This is a genomic window from Zooshikella sp. RANM57 (assembly GCF_050749885.1).
Lineage (GTDB): Bacteria > Pseudomonadota > Gammaproteobacteria > Pseudomonadales > Zooshikellaceae > Zooshikella.
The window spans coordinates 398,458-415,656 of record NZ_JBOIUB010000002.1; the positions used below are offsets into that span (position 1 = coordinate 398,458).

The 17,199-nt window shown below is 40.9% G+C and carries 14 protein-coding genes, 1 tRNA gene and 1 pseudogene; 5 read left to right on the top strand and 11 right to left on the bottom strand.

Features of this window, described 5'->3' with window-relative positions:
- Positions 1-11: 11 nt before the first annotated feature.
- A complete protein-coding gene (cysG, locus tag ACQ96U_RS06405) occupies positions 12-1,418 on the top strand; it encodes a siroheme synthase CysG (RefSeq protein WP_431720412.1) in 1,407 nt (468 codons plus the stop codon).
- A 79-nt stretch (positions 1,419-1,497) separates the two neighbouring features.
- On the opposite strand, the gene ACQ96U_RS06410 is transcribed toward cysG, so the two are convergent.
- From ACQ96U_RS06410 to ACQ96U_RS06430, 5 genes are all read right to left on the bottom strand, one after another.
- The gene (locus ACQ96U_RS06410; RefSeq protein ID WP_431720413.1) at positions 1,498-1,833 is read right to left on the bottom strand and encodes a TusE/DsrC/DsvC family sulfur relay protein; all 336 of its coding nucleotides are present in this window, start codon (positions 1,831-1,833) and stop codon (positions 1,498-1,500) included.
- Between the two features lie 3 nt (positions 1,834-1,836).
- On the bottom strand, positions 1,837-2,142 hold the full coding sequence (gene tusB, locus ACQ96U_RS06415) for a sulfurtransferase complex subunit TusB (RefSeq protein WP_431720414.1): 306 nt from the start codon (positions 2,140-2,142) through the stop codon (positions 1,837-1,839).
- A 2-nt stretch (positions 2,143-2,144) separates the two neighbouring features.
- Entirely contained in the window at positions 2,145-2,537 is a 393-nt protein-coding gene (gene tusC, locus ACQ96U_RS06420) for a sulfurtransferase complex subunit TusC (protein ID WP_431720415.1), read from the bottom strand.
- An 11-nt stretch (positions 2,538-2,548) separates the two neighbouring features.
- The gene (gene tusD / locus ACQ96U_RS06425) at positions 2,549-2,941 is read right to left on the bottom strand and encodes a sulfurtransferase complex subunit TusD (RefSeq protein WP_431720416.1); all 393 of its coding nucleotides are present in this window, start codon (positions 2,939-2,941) and stop codon (positions 2,549-2,551) included.
- Between the two features lie 90 nt (positions 2,942-3,031).
- Positions 3,032-3,715: a Bax inhibitor-1/YccA family protein gene (locus tag ACQ96U_RS06430; protein WP_431720417.1), complete on the bottom strand. Its 684-nt coding sequence runs from the start codon at positions 3,713-3,715 to the stop codon at positions 3,032-3,034.
- A 300-nt stretch (positions 3,716-4,015) separates the two neighbouring features.
- Here ACQ96U_RS06430 and ACQ96U_RS06435 point away from each other — a divergent pair.
- Both ACQ96U_RS06435 and ACQ96U_RS06440 read left to right on the top strand, forming a co-directional pair.
- Positions 4,016-4,106 (top strand) — tRNA-Ser (locus ACQ96U_RS06435).
- A 403-nt stretch (positions 4,107-4,509) separates the two neighbouring features.
- Positions 4,510-7,833 carry an SNF2-related protein gene (locus ACQ96U_RS06440; protein ID WP_431720418.1) on the top strand — a complete coding sequence of 1,108 codons (3,324 nt, stop codon included), beginning with the start codon at positions 4,510-4,512 and terminating at the stop codon, positions 7,831-7,833.
- Between the two features lie 8 nt (positions 7,834-7,841).
- On the opposite strand, the gene ACQ96U_RS06445 is transcribed toward ACQ96U_RS06440, so the two are convergent.
- Positions 7,842-8,573 (bottom strand): substrate-binding periplasmic protein, encoded by a 732-nt coding sequence (locus ACQ96U_RS06445; RefSeq protein WP_431720419.1) that lies wholly within the window; start codon positions 8,571-8,573, stop codon positions 7,842-7,844.
- 378 nt (positions 8,574-8,951) lie between these two features.
- Between ACQ96U_RS06445 and ACQ96U_RS06450 the strand changes: the two genes are divergently transcribed.
- Positions 8,952-9,917: a hypothetical protein gene (locus ACQ96U_RS06450; protein WP_431720420.1), complete on the top strand. Its 966-nt coding sequence runs from the start codon at positions 8,952-8,954 to the stop codon at positions 9,915-9,917.
- A gap of 3 nt (positions 9,918-9,920) precedes the next feature.
- Here the strand turns inward: ACQ96U_RS06450 and ptsP are convergent, their stop codons facing one another.
- Positions 9,921-11,579, bottom strand: coding sequence for a phosphoenolpyruvate--protein phosphotransferase (ptsP, locus tag ACQ96U_RS06455; RefSeq protein ID WP_431720421.1), 1,659 nt, complete (start codon positions 11,577-11,579; stop codon positions 9,921-9,923).
- Between the two features lie 286 nt (positions 11,580-11,865).
- On the opposite strand from ptsP, the gene ACQ96U_RS06460 reads away from it, so the two are divergent.
- A complete protein-coding gene (locus ACQ96U_RS06460; RefSeq protein ID WP_431720422.1) occupies positions 11,866-12,867 on the top strand; it encodes a CorA family divalent cation transporter in 1,002 nt (333 codons plus the stop codon).
- Positions 12,868-12,890: 23 nt separating this feature from the next.
- Here ACQ96U_RS06460 and ACQ96U_RS06465 read toward each other — a convergent pair whose 3' ends face one another.
- From ACQ96U_RS06465 to ACQ96U_RS06480, 4 genes and pseudogenes are all read right to left on the bottom strand, one after another.
- Positions 12,891-13,661, bottom strand: a complete 771-nt coding sequence (locus tag ACQ96U_RS06465; RefSeq protein ID WP_431720423.1) for a methyltransferase domain-containing protein — start codon at positions 13,659-13,661, stop codon at positions 12,891-12,893.
- A 130-nt stretch (positions 13,662-13,791) separates the two neighbouring features.
- Positions 13,792-15,214, bottom strand: a pseudogene (locus ACQ96U_RS06470) (sodium/proline symporter).
- A gap of 239 nt (positions 15,215-15,453) precedes the next feature.
- Positions 15,454-16,311, bottom strand: coding sequence for a methyltransferase domain-containing protein (locus tag ACQ96U_RS06475; protein WP_431720424.1), 858 nt, complete (start codon positions 16,309-16,311; stop codon positions 15,454-15,456).
- Between the two features lie 2 nt (positions 16,312-16,313).
- The gene (locus ACQ96U_RS06480; protein WP_431720425.1) at positions 16,314-17,159 is read right to left on the bottom strand and encodes a class I SAM-dependent methyltransferase; all 846 of its coding nucleotides are present in this window, start codon (positions 17,157-17,159) and stop codon (positions 16,314-16,316) included.
- Between the last annotated feature and the right edge of the window lie 40 nt (positions 17,160-17,199).

Below are 17,199 nucleotides of genomic sequence, written 5' to 3' on the forward strand. Positions count from 1 at the left end.
AGGGCAAGGTGATGCAGTACTTACCACTTTTTCATCAGTTACAGGATCAACCTTGCCTGATTGTTGGTGGTGGCGATGTCGCCACCCGAAAAGCCCGCTTGTTACTGCAAGCGGGTGCTCAACTCACCGTTATCGCGCCTAATTGCACCATTGAGCTTCAAGATCTACTAAAGCAACATCAAAGTACGCATCTTGCGCGCTGTTTTTTACCTAATGATATTGGCGTATTTCACCTTATTATTGCATGTACCAATAACACAGCAACGAATGAGCAAATTTCACAATTAGCGCAGCAAAAAAACATACCCGTTAATGTCGTTGATTCCCCTTCATTATCAACGGTTATTTTCCCTGCGATTATTGATCGCTCCCCTTTAGTTATTGCACTGACCAGTGGTGGCACAGCACCCGTACTGGCCAGGCTATTACGGGGAAAGTTAGAAACCTTAATTCCAGCCGCATACGGTAAGCTGGCAGCACTTGTGGGACGTTTTCGCCCTCAAGTTAAGGCTGCATTACCAACTGTACGCCAGCGTCGTGTTTTCTGGGAGCAGTTCTTTTCAAGCAGTACGGCAGAATTGGTTTTAACAGGCAAGTCTGAAGAAGCAGAAAACCAACTTCAACAGCAACTACAAACGATAAATCCAAGTCATTTCACGCAAGGGGAGGTTTATTTAGTCGGTGGTGGTCCTGGTGACCCTGATTTACTGACATTTAGAGCGCTTCGTCTCATGCAGCAAGCTGATGTGGTCCTTTATGACAGACTCGTTGCACCCGCGATTCTTGAGTTAACCCGGCGTGATGCTGAGCGGATTTATGTGGGTAAAGCTCGATCCAATCATGCGTTACCTCAAACACAAATCAATGAACTATTAGTTTCTCTTGCAAAAGAAGGTAAACGAGTACTACGACTGAAGGGTGGTGACCCGTTTATTTTTGGTCGGGGAGGGGAGGAAATTGATCGTTTGGCGGAAGCAGGTATTCCCTTTCAAGTGGTGCCAGGTATTACCGCTGCATCAGGTTGTGCCTGCTATGCTGGAATTCCTCTGACACACAGAGATTACGCACAGTCTGTGCGTTTTATTACAGGCCACCGTAAGCATGACAAGTTGGACTTGGACTGGCAAAACCTATGTGTCCCCAATGAAACATTAGTATTCTATATGGGATTAATGGGGCTTCCAGAAATCTGTCAGCAGCTCATTCAGCATGGTCGCTCTTCTCAAACACCCATTGCCCTTGTCCAACAAGGTACAACAGAAAAACAGCTGGTCTTTACTGGCACACTCGCCACAATGCCTGACCTAGTGACACAGCATACCATCAAGCCTCCCACACTGATCATTGTCGGCAATGTGGTTAAACTGCATAAAAAGCTGAGTTGGTATGAGCCTCAACCCACCATTACACCTCAATAACATACATCAGTTTTAGCTTGTTGCTTACAGAGTGGAATAAAGGGCAACTCAAAAATCGCTCCCCCCAAAAAACATACGTCTATAAGCAATTATCTGGACGAGGCAAGCCGGCTATTTTTGCCATTAGTTTTGCGGGGCTTTCAGGAAATAACCTCATTAAATAAATTGAGTTACCTTTTTCTTTTCCCAGCTGCTGACCAATATATTTGACCAAAGGCCTCATAGCTGGCGACAGTTGAAACTGCTCATAAAAGTTACGTATACACTCAATCAGTTGCCAGTGTTGATCGTTTAACTCAAGGCCTTCTTTTTCAGCGAGTACCTTTGCCACTTCAGGGCTCCAGTCTTTAAGATCCACCAGATAACCTTCTTTATCCAGACTAATTTTTCTTTCACCCATCACTAACTGCTGCATACCTCAATACCAACTCTGAACCGTATCAAACACCGTACATAACTGAACAAATTCACTATCGTTGATGAGCTGACTATTGGCCAATAACCGTTGAGAGATTCCTCTAGCCGCAGCATCAACTTCCAGAACATATAATCGTTTTTGCTCTGCAAGCAAAGCCAGTTGATTCGCTATCAAACCTTCATTGATAGCATTAAGCACACCATTTTCAATAAGCAACAATGCACTATCTGCTTGCATGGTAGCCAGGCATTGTTCAAGAGCAGGGTGTGAAGCTGCTGATTTATTAACTGTATGTAATATCGCCATAATTAAAAATTAATAATAATATCGTGAGATGCTATTACAGTCCCCAGCTTATCCAAGGCCATCACTTGGGTTGTTATCACTAGATCCTGTTCGATCAGATTATAGTTTTTAAGTGCTGATACATCAGTGTAAATGTCTTCAATCCCATATAGCTCTAAAGCACCAAAGCTGGCACTGATATTTTTTTGGTTTATCAGTTCAGGTTGCTGATCTTTAACCAGTTGCCAAACCCCATCCCCAATAAAAAACAGGCTTACCGATTGCTCAAAGGTAGCTGCTACCAGCGCTAAGTCTAAGCCTTCTTTACCTGCTATAGACTGGTAGGGGGGTTGGGTAATAATGACTGCAATTTTTTTTTCTTTTTTAGATTCTTTGCTTTCAACTTGCACTACCATTTGGTTACTCCTTATTCACCAAAGGTGATCATCCGATCACTTTGTAGACAAGCATCGACCCACTGTCCTAAGCCAGATAATTCAGCATGTTTTATCATGTTATTCGCATCTAATTGATAACGTTGCTGCTCCTGCTCATCAATAATACCTCGACGAAGTGCTGCAGCAATACAAACCACAACATCAAGTTGGTATTCCGCTATTAAGGTTTGCCAAGCATGAGACAACTGTTGTTCATCTTGCGGTGGTACGGTAATTCGGCTGGCCGTATGAACACCTTCACCATAAAAGAAAATACGATAAATTTGGTGTCCCTCAGCCAGTAATGCTTTAACAAAGCGAAGCGCTGTACTTGGTGAGGCTGAATGATTTGGCGCACCAAGAATCGTTAATGAAAAAATCATGGCAGACTTCCTTAAGCCCCTTTAATAAAAAAACCCTGCATATGCAGGGTTTTATTGAGCTTATATTAACTAATGACTGGTCACAAGTGATTAGTCATCACCACTTAGCGCCATAAAGATATGTAATAAAGAAATAAACAAGTTATATATTGAAGCGTACAGTGTAATAGTCGCTAAAATATAGTTAGTTTCACCGCCATTAATAATCTGACCTGTTTGAAATAGGATCAGTGCGCTGGCAAACAACATAAAACCACATGAAATAGCCAGGCTAAAACCACCAATATCGAATATCAGAGACATCACAACAGCGATCATTAATACAATTGCACCTGCGGTGATAAACCCTCTTAGAAAAGAGAAGTCCTTTTTCGTCATTAGTGCATAACCAGAAAGGCCTAAGAAGATAGCTGCAGTGCCACCTAGCGCATTCGCAACAATGGATGTACCAGCCGCTGTTTGTAAAAACATACCAATAATTGGGCCAATTGCGTACCCAACAAATCCAGTGAATGCAAAGACGGCTGCAATACCCCAAACACTTCGGCAAAGCATCTGAGCTAAAAAGGATAAACCTATAAAGCCACCTAAAAAGACCCAAGGGTTAATCGGTGCAGAAAAGCGGAACACATAAGCCATCACTGCAGAAAAGCCCAGTGATAGACTGAGCAATATATAAGTGTTTTTTAACACTTTGTTAGTTTCAAGTACTGAGCGCTCACGCTCAATAGTATGCGTAGTTGCAGTAGCTGCTGTCACTTTATTCTCGAACACGTCTAAACCCTCGCTTGATGATATTTTGTGCAATTGAGAATCTTTTAAATGATCATACCTGGTACTTCATATAAATCAAGAAATTAGACTGTTGACTCTCCAAAAAAATTCAGTAAGATACGCCTCGTGTTTCGGGGGCAGCCAAACAATATTTTGGCAACCGACGAGATGTAACAGGCCTCGTAAGATAGAGGCAGCAACGCTCAATATCTGATGTATTAAACTTAGGTTAACGCATCAAAATATTAAAAGTTGCAATGTTATGCCAAGTCGTTATAATCCAACCCGAAATTCAATTCCGGAGAGGTGGCTGAGCGGTTGAAAGCACCGGTCTTGAAAACCGGCGAGGGCTAATACCCCTCCCAGGGTTCGAATCCCTGCCTCTCCGCCAAATTAAGATCTAAAAAAGCCGTCTACTTGTAGACGGCTTTTTTTATTGTCTAACAAGACAAGTTAATACCTGTCAATCCATCAAAAGCGTTATTCTGCTGTGTCTGACACTGGTCAGCGTCTTAGTATTCAGAGTACCATAGAGGTTTAACTTAGCGCTCTCATACGAACAGCACACAACATGAATTAGCACAACATGTGGCCAAGTAATTAAAAGAGAAGCTTAAATATCCATTGAAATACAAGTGGCTATTACAAAATGCTTGAAAGGTATAGGTCTTCGCCGTTCACTATGAATCAACACATTAATCATTCCGTCATACATTTCGAATTACCTGATGCATGCTTGCAATAACTATTTATTCTGGGTTACTACAGGATTGATCTGCTTAGGTTGCTAGCTCATGATCCATACTTTTCTCAAACAACAAGATTTCCATCATGCTTTTTCCAATGCCACACTTGGCCGGGGTAAACACTGCTTTAAAGCAGGACAGGTGCTCAGTGTCCGAATTGATCAGGTGCATCAAAATGCGGTATCACTGATTAGCCATATTGATAATCATGAAGCCTCACCTCATGAACAGCACATTATAATCCGTAGAGAAACCGGACACTCATCTATCAATGGCGACTGTACATGCGCGACAGGCTTTAATTGCAAACATGTTGTAGCCGCCTTATTGCACTTTATTGAGTATCAGCAGCAACCTTTATTGCAACAACTCAAACAGGATCAAACTGCAGCAGAAAAACAACCATCTGTCCCTGAAAATCAGTGGGCTGTGTGGTATCAACAATATCAACGACGAAAACCAACAACACCTGAAGCCTATAAAACAATTGAACTACCCTCCGCTTCAGATATTCCTCGTCAGCCAACAGTACTGTATCTACTACAACCTTTAACCAGTGCCGCCAGTACTGAACTTTTTTTCTCTATTGGTCTGTATCAACAAACTGTGAATGGTTGGAAATTAATCAAGCCACTGACAGGCAATGTAACCGCACATCCCGCTTTGACACGAGAAGACCAGGTCATCATTAGTGCATTAAAACCTATTTCCGATATGTATGCGTTTGATAAACGCCTGCAACCAACCATTAATAGTGAACTACTTAAGCGCTTGATCACGACAGGTAGAGCCTACTTAACTCAAACTGAAGGCCATAAGTTATTCTTAGATAATGCACGGCAAACAACATTAAGATGGGCTGAAGTCAAAGGCCACTATAAACTTGAAATAGTCCTCCAGAACACTCCGAAAGACTGGATATCAATAGCCACAACGCCCACCTTTTATATAGATGAAACTTCGGGTGCCTGTGGCATTATTGAGCAGCCCTTAGATAGCAGCTTATTTGACGCACTTCGTTATATGCCAGGCATAAGTGCTTCACAGTTTGACGAGCTGAGTGCATTTATCCAACAAGAAAAGCTTTCACAAGTACTACCTTTACCCTCACCAGAAACGATTAGTAAACCCACAGCATCACCTGAACCTAAACTGCTAATCCAGTGGGTTGAAACGCATTATGTTATCAATGCCTTATTTATTTATGGTCAACAACATTTCCTTGCTGGTGATACAACGGCAGATACATACCATACCTTTAGTGTTGAACAAGGCCAATCAGTCACACTGAGGCGCGACTTGGCACAAGAAAAAACATTAACAACTGAGCTGCTGACAGCTTTAGCCGTGTTTAATGAGCATTGCCAGTTAACCACAGACATCAAGTTGCCATTTCCCTTACCGGATGCCAAAGAGGATCCTCTCAGTAACTATCAATTTTTTAGCCAGCAGCTTAATAACCTGACGCAAAAGGGCTGGTCTGTTGATATCAAAGACAGCGCTGAAAAACTATTTATAGAAGCAGAGCAATGGTCAATTGCTTTGCAACCTGAAACACAAAGCCAAGTACTACTCAATCTCACCATTAATATTGATGGTGAAGACATTGCGCTACTGCCATTAATCATCGATTGGATGAAGCGCACAACACTGCAACCTGATGACCCATTACCTGATCCGGTTGTCTTATTACATCCGAGTGGCCAGCGTTGGATTACCTTACCTGCAGAAGAAGTTGCACCCATCATTGGTATTTTGGTTGAGCTTTATGAACGCCCAACATTAAAGCGGAAACAAGGCCTTTCATTACCTAAAGCCATTTTGGGTAGAATTCATCAGTTAACCGAGCAACTGCATAACATCCATCGCCAGGGAGACAAAGCACTTTTTGGGCTAGGTAAGCAGTTGAATCATGACCTGATGGAAGTAGTGATTCCTCCTAAAGGACTTAAAGCTCAGCTGCGAGACTATCAGCATCAAGGTTTAAACTGGTTACAGTTTTTACGAAAATCCCACCTGGGCGGTATCTTGGCCGATGACATGGGTTTAGGTAAAACACTGCAAACACTTGCCCATATTCTTTATGAAAAAGAGAAAGGGAGACTAAAACAACCTGCATTGATCGTTGCACCTACCAGCTTATTGGAAAACTGGCAGCAAGAGGCAAATCACTTTACCCCTCAATTAAAAACGTTAATTTGGCACGGTACAGACCGAATGAAGCTTTGGTCGCAAATAGCGGGTAACCACATTGATATGCTCATTACCAGCTATGGCACCTTGCAACGAGATGCAGCCCACCTTTCAAACACACCTTTTTATTTAATGGTGCTTGATGAAGCACAGTCCATTAAAAATGCCCGCTCGAAGGCTGCAACTGCGGTACGCCTGATCGATGCTCAACATCGTTTGTGTCTGACAGGAACACCCGTCGAAAATCACCTTGAAGAACTTTGGGCGCTATTTGACTTCCTGACGCCAGGACTACTGGGCACAAGACAACAGTTTCGTCGACTCTACCGAAAACCCATTGAACAACAAGAAAACAGTCAAAGTCAGGCTGAACTTACCCAACGTATTCGGCCCTACTTACTCCGTCGAACCAAAGCCCAAGTCGCAAAAGAACTACCCGCTAAAACCGAAATGACCAAGCTGGTATGCCTTACAGGCAAACAGCGGAAGTTGTATGCCACGTTACGCGAGGTTATGGCAGATAGAGTATCTAACTTGATCGCAGAAAAAGGCTTAAAACGTAGTCAAATTGAAATACTGGATATTCTTTTGAAACTACGCCAGGTCTGTTGTGACCCACAGCTGGTTAAGCTCCCTGAAGCTCAACAAGTCACCCAATCGGCTAAACGCGAAATGCTTATCGACATGTTAGAGCAACTGGTGGCTGAAGACCGAAAAATTCTGGTTTTCTCGCAATTTACCAGCATGCTGCAATTAATTGAAAAAGAGTTAGCAGACAAACAATTACCCTATGTAAAACTTACAGGGCAAACTCGAAATCGACATGCTGTCATTAAAGAGTTTCAGCAAGGTGAAATCCCTATCTTCTTACTCAGTCTTAAAGCTGGGGGAGTAGGGTTAAATCTAACGGCAGCTGATACGGTGATTCACTATGATCCCTGGTGGAATCCTGCCGTTCAACAGCAAGCCACCGACCGAGCCTATCGTATCGGCCAGGACAAACCTGTATTTGTTTATCGGTTAGTGACTCAGCACAGCATTGAAGAGCAAATGCTCATGTTACAGGCTAAAAAACAACAGTTGGCGGATGCTTTATACAATGAAGCTCCCACGGTCAAAACATCGCTGACCGACGAAGATTTACAGCTACTGCTACAACCATTCGACCAACATGAGTAACTTAGCTATCAAAAACCATGAAGCGTTTTGATCTCATCATAAGTACCCTCTTTTTTGAGAGCAGCCAGCGCTTCATTAAATTTTTTCACAATGGTCTCATGATTAGGATTTTTTCGACTTACTGCAAAATGTAATGGATTTTCGCTGAGGGCATTATCAATAAATTCAACCTTGCCCTCAGCATCTTTGGCCTTATTCGCAATCTCATATTTAGCCACCCACTCATCTTCCAAGGTCAGATCGACTCGCTTAGACAGTAGTTTTTTTAAATTCAAAACAAATGTTCTTGCAGGCTCTTTTTTCAAATATGAGGCATTGTCAAACTCGGCTTGATACGCATAATCACGTGCAATTCCTATTTTATAAGGCTTTAGATCTTCCAATGTTTTATAGGTGATTTTTTCACCTTTGCGCTTAATAAATTTAATTCGGTTAACTAAGTATGGCTCAGCATAATTGAGTTTTTTAGCGCGTTCATCACTATACCAAGCAATATATATCGCATCATAATCTCCATCAAAAGTGCCATTTAATGCCCGTGCCCAGGGCACAATATGCACTTCATATTCATAATCGGCCTTAATCAGAATATTCGTCACTAAATCTGTAGAGAACCCTCTATTCAATAGCTCCTCTCCAACAAAAGGAGCCCAAGAATTTGCCGCAATTTTTAGTTTTTCTGCAGTTACATTACCGATTGAAAACAAGCTAATAAATAAGACCGTTACCAGTGATTTCATGATAATTTAATCTCGTTCAAAAAAATGATTGACTGGGAGTTCATTCCTTTTTTCTCCTCTAATCCATGTCCAATAGTTAAGTACATAATTTCAAATTCTGCAGACAAATACATAATGTCCAAAGCTTATGCTGTAAAATACCTCTTTAGGGGTATAAATAGGCACGATAAATAATTTTCCCTACAGCCAACGTAAACATCATCAAAGTAGAAAGTGATCAGCAAAAAAGTCAAAAACCAAGCACGATAAATAATGTCGAACAGTTTGCAACATAGCCAACAGTTTAAAAGCTGAATTCCAGGTATCATGCACCCATCACCGGTTGTAATCCCGTTCAAAAGGGTATGCCTCGTTAATGTAAGGGATAGGATCATAAGTATGCGGCGAGTGGACCGTTACCTGAAACTGATTGATAGCCAGCTAAAACCTGTTTGGGAACGTTTATTTCCTGTTAACGAATATCAGATTGGCATTAATTTTAGTTGGTCAAATCAAGCAGGTGAACGACCCAGTTTATTTCTAAGCCATCGCCAGCACCCTTATTTTAAAGGCCATGGCTTTTCGGTTGAAAATGAAGCGATCTATAACTATTTCCATGAAAACACCACATTACATCCCTCATTATTCCAATACGAACTGAATGCGCTGATTCGCAGTTGTTGCTTACCCCTTGATGAGTATCCTTTGCAGCGAGACTTTGTCTATGCTGGACTCAACTTACTGCTTACCAGTCCAACCAATGAACCTGCAAGTAAATCAGCATTTCCGATCAACTATGAGGCGCTGCAGCCAGATCAGTTTCCATACCCCGCACTTTTAACGTGGACCGATCAGACATGTGCAGTGCTGGTACTTGCTCATACAACAGATCAGGCTATTGTGCGTCTTATGCAACCACTAAAAGGGCATCACAACGGTTTAAGTGAAGACGATCAAGCTTTCCTCAGTTTGTTTATTGAAGACAATGGTTATTTGCGTATCCCTGCAGGTCATATCCTTACCGTTGGCCTGCGTTATATTGATTTTCCTGCAAACTGGTTTCAGTACATATGTGAACCTAATAAGCAAATTATTATGACACGACTGGCATTAATTTATTGTGCGCAATCTGGTCACACCTCAACAGCCCCCATGCACCACCATACCAGTAGACATGAACCACCCAAGCTATCGCTCATTAACTGTGAACCAGATTTAGATTTACCTGAGGAAGAAGTTAACTTAACCGTTGATACTGGAACAATGCCTCCAACACCACCTAAGACCAATCGCTGGTTATTACCAGTGACTATTTCTTTATTAACGTTGTGTCTTTCTGCTGCCGCACTTATTAAGTGGCTGTAAATTCTACGCCTGGAGTGATTCCTTAATTCGACATAAACGAATAATAGATTTCACTTCAGGAATCATCGGTGGGGCGACACTAAAAGACCTTAACCCTAACCGTAACAGTGTCGTAATATGCTGCTTATTTGCCGCAAGCTCACCACACAATGATACCGGTATGTGTGTGTGGCTACTGGCCACAACCTGTTGTATCAAGCTCAAAACAGCAGGGTGGTGTTCTATATAGTAGCTACTGACTGACATATTTTCTCGGCCTGCCGCCATCGTATATTGCGTTAAATCATTACTCCCAATACTGATAAAATCAGTCAGAGGTAGCAGCTGCTCAATACATAAAGCGGCAGCCGGTGTTTCAACCATAAAACCTAATGGTGGTACCTGGCGATAGCCTTTTTCAGCCACAACAGCTTGTAACATTCTTCTAACAACTAAAATATCTTCTTTCAGCGTCACCATTGGAATTAAAATGGTGACTTTCATTGTCAATGACAGCTTTGCCAGGACTTCAAGCTGAGTCTTCAGTAAGTCGAGGTTTTCACGTAATAATCGAATACCTCTAAGCCCCAAAAAGGGATCAGGCTCATCCGGTAAATTAAGGCTGGGCGGTCTTTTATCCCCACCTGCATCTAATAATCGGATTACGAGAGGCTGATCTCTCACTACATATAACGCTTCACGGAGATAGCTGTAGAGCTCATCTGCACTGGGCACCAGTTTATTGCTCAGGTAAACACCTTCTAGCCGGTATAAACCAATCCCATCGCATCCCTGAGCTTTTGCGTTTAGTACATCCTCAGGTGAATTCACATTGGCCATCACCGAAATCAGTTCACCATCCGCACTGACTGCAGGAGCAAACCGTTGCTGCTGTGCCTTACGAAGGCGTTTCCGCTGATTTTTGACAAGATCACGAAATCCAAGAAATGTCTCTCGATCAGGATCAACAACAACCGTACCATTATCACCATCGAGTAATAATAACGAACGGTTGCTAACCGTGTTAAAAATATCCTGCACATGACCTACACAGGGAATACCTAACTCGCGGGTTAATAAGGCTGCATGAGAGCCTAAGCCGCCTTGTTCCAAAACCACTCCGGCTGCGGCTTGTCGGGATAAGTAAATGGTGTCTGAGGGTAACAGTCGTCTGGCGATGACTACACTGTGTGGTGGAAGACGTTCCAGCATGTGGGCTTGAATGCCACCCAGCGACATTAAAAGGCGGCGACATAAATCTTCAATATCATCCGCTTTACTACGAAATGCCTCATCCTTGGCATCACGGAATTGTTCAGCTAAGCGTCGGAAAACGATTTTAATCACTTGTTCTGCATTAATTTGTTCTGTCCGCAGCGTGTCCTTAAGCTGATCAAGTAACGTCAAGTCATCCAACATCATTGACTGAACCTGAAAGATATCGGCTACTTCATCATTTAAATGCTCCTTCGTATTCTGAGCTGAGTGCATTAAGTCGTCTTGTACATCACTAATCGCTGTATCAATGCGATCATACTCATTTGTCAGCTGTTGTTTACTTACAGCATAATGATCATGCTCACGCCAGAGAATATCCTGGTAATGATAAGCTCGTCCCCATGCAAGACCAGAAGAAACTGATACCCCATTAACCAGTTTATTTTTGCACGTTGTGGCTCTCAAATTGATATCCTTCAATACTAACCTCATCACACCGATGTCAAATGAACTTCGCTACTTTAATTGAGCTTCGTGTCAATTAATCGATTGCTCGTTCAACCTGTACATTCCTTATCAAAAGAATACACGACCACATTTTGATAAAATATTGAGCAGTCCTAAAGACTACAGAAGAAGTTCATGTCTAAATATTCACAAATGTTAACAAACTTAAAATAGAATGATATACAAGGGTTAATTCCATTAAACGACTTACGTCGTTTACTTTTGTTCAGCCCAAAATGAGATAATGATGAGTCATACCACTCCAGACCTAAAAACTATTGAAGATGCACTGCAAGCTGCTTGGATTTTTGATGGTAAAGGCGGAGGACAAACATTAACCCCTGAGCAACTTTTGACACCTCCTCATCCTGATCGCTTTGTATGGATTCACCTCAAACGAGATACACCTAACCTTGATTTATGGTTAATAGATCAACTTAAACTACCAGAAGCTATAAGTTTAGCGCTTTTGTCAGAAGATACCCGTCCACGTTGTGAGCTTTACCAGAATAACTGTTTGCTCAACTTACGAGGTATTAACCATAATCCAGGGGCAACGCCTGAAGAAATGATTTCAATCCGGTGTTGGATTCAAGGAAAACGCTTAATCACCCTGAGTAAATATCACTTCGTGACCGTAAATGAGCTTCAACAGCAATTTATTGAGGGTATTTATCCTGAAAACACGGCAGAGCTGCTTGTTTGGTTAATATCAGGACTCACTGATAAAATGGCGATTTACCTCGAACAGCTTGATGAGCAACTTGATAACTTAGAAAATAATGATGACTTAACCGCCACTTCACGTTTAATCAGTGAAGTCACACAACTTCGTAATCAAGTCACGAAATTAAGGCGATATATTGCCCCCCAAGTCACCGCGTTATCAAGTTTGATCCTTAGCCAACTTTCCTGGTTAAACCACGAACAGGGCTTTAGTTTTCGTAATGTACAAGATGACATTACTCGGGTCACTGAAGAGTTAGAAACAATGCGTGAACGTGCCATCATTATCAAAGATAATCTACAACAACAACTTTCAGAAAAGCTAAACCGTAACACCTATTTACTTACCGTTGTTGCGGCAATTTTTCTACCGATTAGTTTTCTAACAGGATTACTGGGAATAAATGTGGGTGGACTACCAGGCACAGAAAATACTGATGCTTTTTTGGTCGTTTGTATTATTACCATTATCACCGTTGTGATTGAATTAATTCTGCTTAGGATGTTAAAAATTTTTTAGATTTGGCTTTAAAATCCATAGAATTAACGTTGAGCAACGATAAATAGACGACGAAAGGGAAATAAAATATAGCCATTTTCTTGTTTAGGATACGCTTGCTGATATCCCATTAATATTTGCTGCTCAAATTCCTGCTGCCAGTCATTATTATCAAGCGCTGTTAAATAAGGGCGTAATCCTGTGCCTCGAAACCAGTTGAGAATAGCCTGATGATTTTCCATCACGTGGCAATAACAGGTTTCCCAAAGATCAATAGATGAGCATAAAGGCGCTAATACATCGTAATAAAATGCTGTTTTTTCGAATGTTATCGCTTTTTCAAAAGACTTAAAGCGTTTATGCCAATAAGCAGACGACACCAATTCATCGACAAGCTGATAAAGTGGGGTATCGAAGTTGGCTGGCATCTGCACAGCCAATATGCCGGAAGTAGTAAGTTGATCAATCAATCGAGGAAATAGTACTTCATGGTTTGGCAACCAGTGCAATACGGCATTTGCAAACAAAACATCTACAGAATCAAGAGCCTGCCAATGACTGATATCGGCTTTGAGCCAGTTAGCCTGCAAACCACTTTGTCTAGCTTTGTTCAGCATCTCACTAGACTGATCAATACCCATTATTTCCGCATAAGGCCAACGATTTCTTAATTCTGCAGTGCTGTTACCAGGACCACATCCTAAATCGACAACCCTTTTAGGTCGTTCATATGAAATACGGTGAATTAAGTCTTGAATGGGTTTTAAGCGTTCATTTGCAAACTGTAAATAACAATCCGGACTCCAACCAGACATAGCGATATCACTCATTACAGGAAATAAATACTAGGGCCTGTTAACACTATTTGAATCACCACTGCCAAGCAAATACTAAGGATAGTATAAGTGAAGCAGGGCAAAAGAATAAAAACCACTTTTAATTATTTTAAGGTTTTATTGAATAACGAAGTTTAACAACCGTTGTCTGAAACAATGCTAACAGTAAAGGTGAATACAGCACAATTAACCCTACCAAAATACCCGGCATCCCTTCATAAATGACTGTGTGCCAGCCTAAATATCGCCAGATTAATGCAGTAGATAATCCCATTATTATTGCGAGGAGACTGACTTTAGGCTTTGGGTTTCCTCCCAAACATAAACAAATCAGTAATGGGGCAAAAGCGCTGGCGAGTGATGACCATGCCATAATAACCAAACTAAATACCGTTTGTTGATTAAAAACAGCCCAGAGAAGTGCCAGTAACGTTATTAATCCCGTTGTTATTTTTAACACCCAGGTGTTTTCAATGTTATGGGGTAATAAGTCGTGAGTCAGGGCTGATAAGCAGCTTAATATTAAAGAATCAGCAGTAGATATCGTTGCTGCAAAAATACCGGCTAACACCAAACCAACCATAAAAGGAGATAACAGCTCCAAAGCCATCGTTGGCAATGCTAATTCGGCATCAAATGCACTTGTATCACTTAAATAAATTCTTGATATCATACCAACAGTTGTTGCCATCACATAAAATGCAACAAACCATGTATAGAGCCTGCCTCATTTTAGTGGCACTACTCAATGTCATAAAGCGCACCATAATATGTGGCTGGCCAATCACCGATAACCCAGCAAAAGCCCAACTAACGCCAAACAGTAATCCTCCCAAAATGCCTGGCAGAGCCAGATCTTTTGGAAACCAGTCTAAAAAACCATCCACTTGACTCATTTCCATAATCACTTGAGATGGACCACCAAAAGAGGCCGTTGCAACAACTAACATGACCGCCATTGCCGTAATCATGACGACTGACTGAACAACATCTGTCCAAATTGAAGCGCGAATACCACCAGATAAACAATAAAACATAACTAAAAACGCACCTATGGTGGCACCAGCCCAAACGGGCCAGCCTAACAGTACATGTAATGCTTTACTGCCAGCAACCAACTGTGCACTGGCATATGCCAGCAAAAAAACGAAGGATATCAGAGCAATTACTCGTTGTAATAACATAGCCTGCCGACCATGCCAATGATTAAGCACGCCAGCAAAACTGACTTCATCGGTTTGTCCTGTTGCTTTTCGCAACCGAGAGTGAACAAAGGTTGATGCTAAATAGTCTCCAGCGATCCAACCAATCATTAACCAAATAGCCGCCAATCCTGTTACATAAGTGTACCCAATAACACCAATAAACATATAGCCGCTGTTATTGGTTGCAACAGCAGATAACCCTACAAAAGCTGGAGGTACTGACTTACTCGCCAAATAATAGTCTTTTTTGGTGCCACGACTTACCAGTGTTGAACTGATCCCAATGATTGCAAATAAACCTAAAAAAAGTAAAAAACTAAAAACCATTATTATACCTAATACTGATACACTTCTTGTTTTATTGAACTTCAATCACTGATTTTATATTTGATAATATCAGCCAATACTTTTGTAGAAGAGCTGTTAAAACAACGAGTTATTTTTTATTAGAATCTGCTTTACTTCTAAGTCAGATTAATTTTTTGAGATAAAGCCATAACAACATTTAACCCTCATTAGGCTTTAAAGAATAAGCATTTCAATCATGGGAAGGAGACAGGTCACAGCTAGTTAATACCAGCGTTATTTGCCTGTATCTTATTAAACTTAAATATACCCCAGCACAAATGCCCCTTGAGCCCACCATCAATCCAATGACTTAATCCTTTTTTCATTTGATTTAAGTAAGTGATAGTAACATGTTTTTTAAGCTCCTTCTCCCTTCGATTCGTTTCATTTAATACAGACTGGTAATGCCGTGTTAATTGAACGCTATAGTCATAATACAACATATCTTTAAATCCAGTTTGATATGCAATATTACGATAAAATGCAGGACTTGCCAAAGCAGACAAATGAATACGATCTAAAATAGGTTGTAATACACCTTTAGGACAGTGATCTGTTTGCATAGGGTCACAAAAAACAAAACAGCCTCCAGGCTTAAGTACCCTTGCTACTTCCTCAAATACTTTTTGTTTATTAGCACTATGAAGTATGGCATCTTGGCACCAAACACGGTCAAAACTGTTATTTTCTAACGGCATACGCTCAAAAGAACCATCAATAACGGTTATCTGGTCAGACAAAGCGTTTTGTTTATTTAATTGCCTGGCTCGCTGATTTTCTTTTTCACTGAGATTCAATGCTGTAATTTTACAATTAAACGTCTTTGCTAAATAACGTGCAGCCCCACAATAGCCAGACCCAATATCAAGTACTTTGGATGACCTATTTATGTTTGATAAATTCGCCATTTTACGAACGGTTCGATGACTTGCTTGTTTTATCGTATCTGTATTATTTTCATACATTCCAATATGAATATCATCTCCTCCCCAAATATGAGCATAAAAATTATCTGCATCACAACTATTATAATACGCTTTTGTTTTATTGACTTCCTGACTATGAGATTCATTCATTTTTACACCTCACTATAACTATTTTTATACTCTTTTTCGGCCACATGGATTAAAAAGTCTGGTTCATTTGCTTTAAATGTCTCCTGAAAGTCGCCAAATGTTTCGATCTTTTGAAAACCAACTTCATGTAATAAACGTCGTAAGTACTGCTTACGTAGGGGGAACATATTTAAATGATATTGGCTTCCATCAGGAAAAAAATAACGAAATCGTGTTAATCCAGAATCAATATACTCAGGTTCAGCAACAACAGCTTCCCCACAATAATAATATTTATGCTTTGAGTTATAGCCTTCATCAAGTATTGAGTCATAGTTTCTTTGATCTAAAATCAACAGTCCATCATGATTTAATGTAGCGTAATATTCTGCAAGCGCCTTTCTCCTATCCCGTTCATTAAATAAATGCGTAAATGAATTTCCCAAACAAATAACCGCATCAAATTGCTCATGAATCGTACGATTAAGCCAACGCCAATCAGCTTGAACCGTTCGTAAAATATGACCACGCGCTTTTGCATTTTCAAATGCTTTCGCCAACATTGCAGGGCTCCCATCAGCACTGACCACATCAAACCCTGACTCAAGTAAACGAACAGAGTGAAAACCGGTCCCCGTCGCAACATCTAAAACCTTCTTTACACCTCGTGAACGCAATTGTTCAATAAAAAAGTAGCCTTCAGTTTCCCAGCGTCGATCCCAATCAATCAGTTGATCCCACTTTTCGACAAATGTTGTCACATATTCATCTTTGTAATGTTCCGTATCCCTGACTTCAGTTGGCTTATCACCAAATGACTGGTTAAATTTCGATAGATAATAAGCATTACTAGATTCAACATTTTGCATAATATTCTCTTTATTTATGTTAGAGTTTTTCTGCATCGTG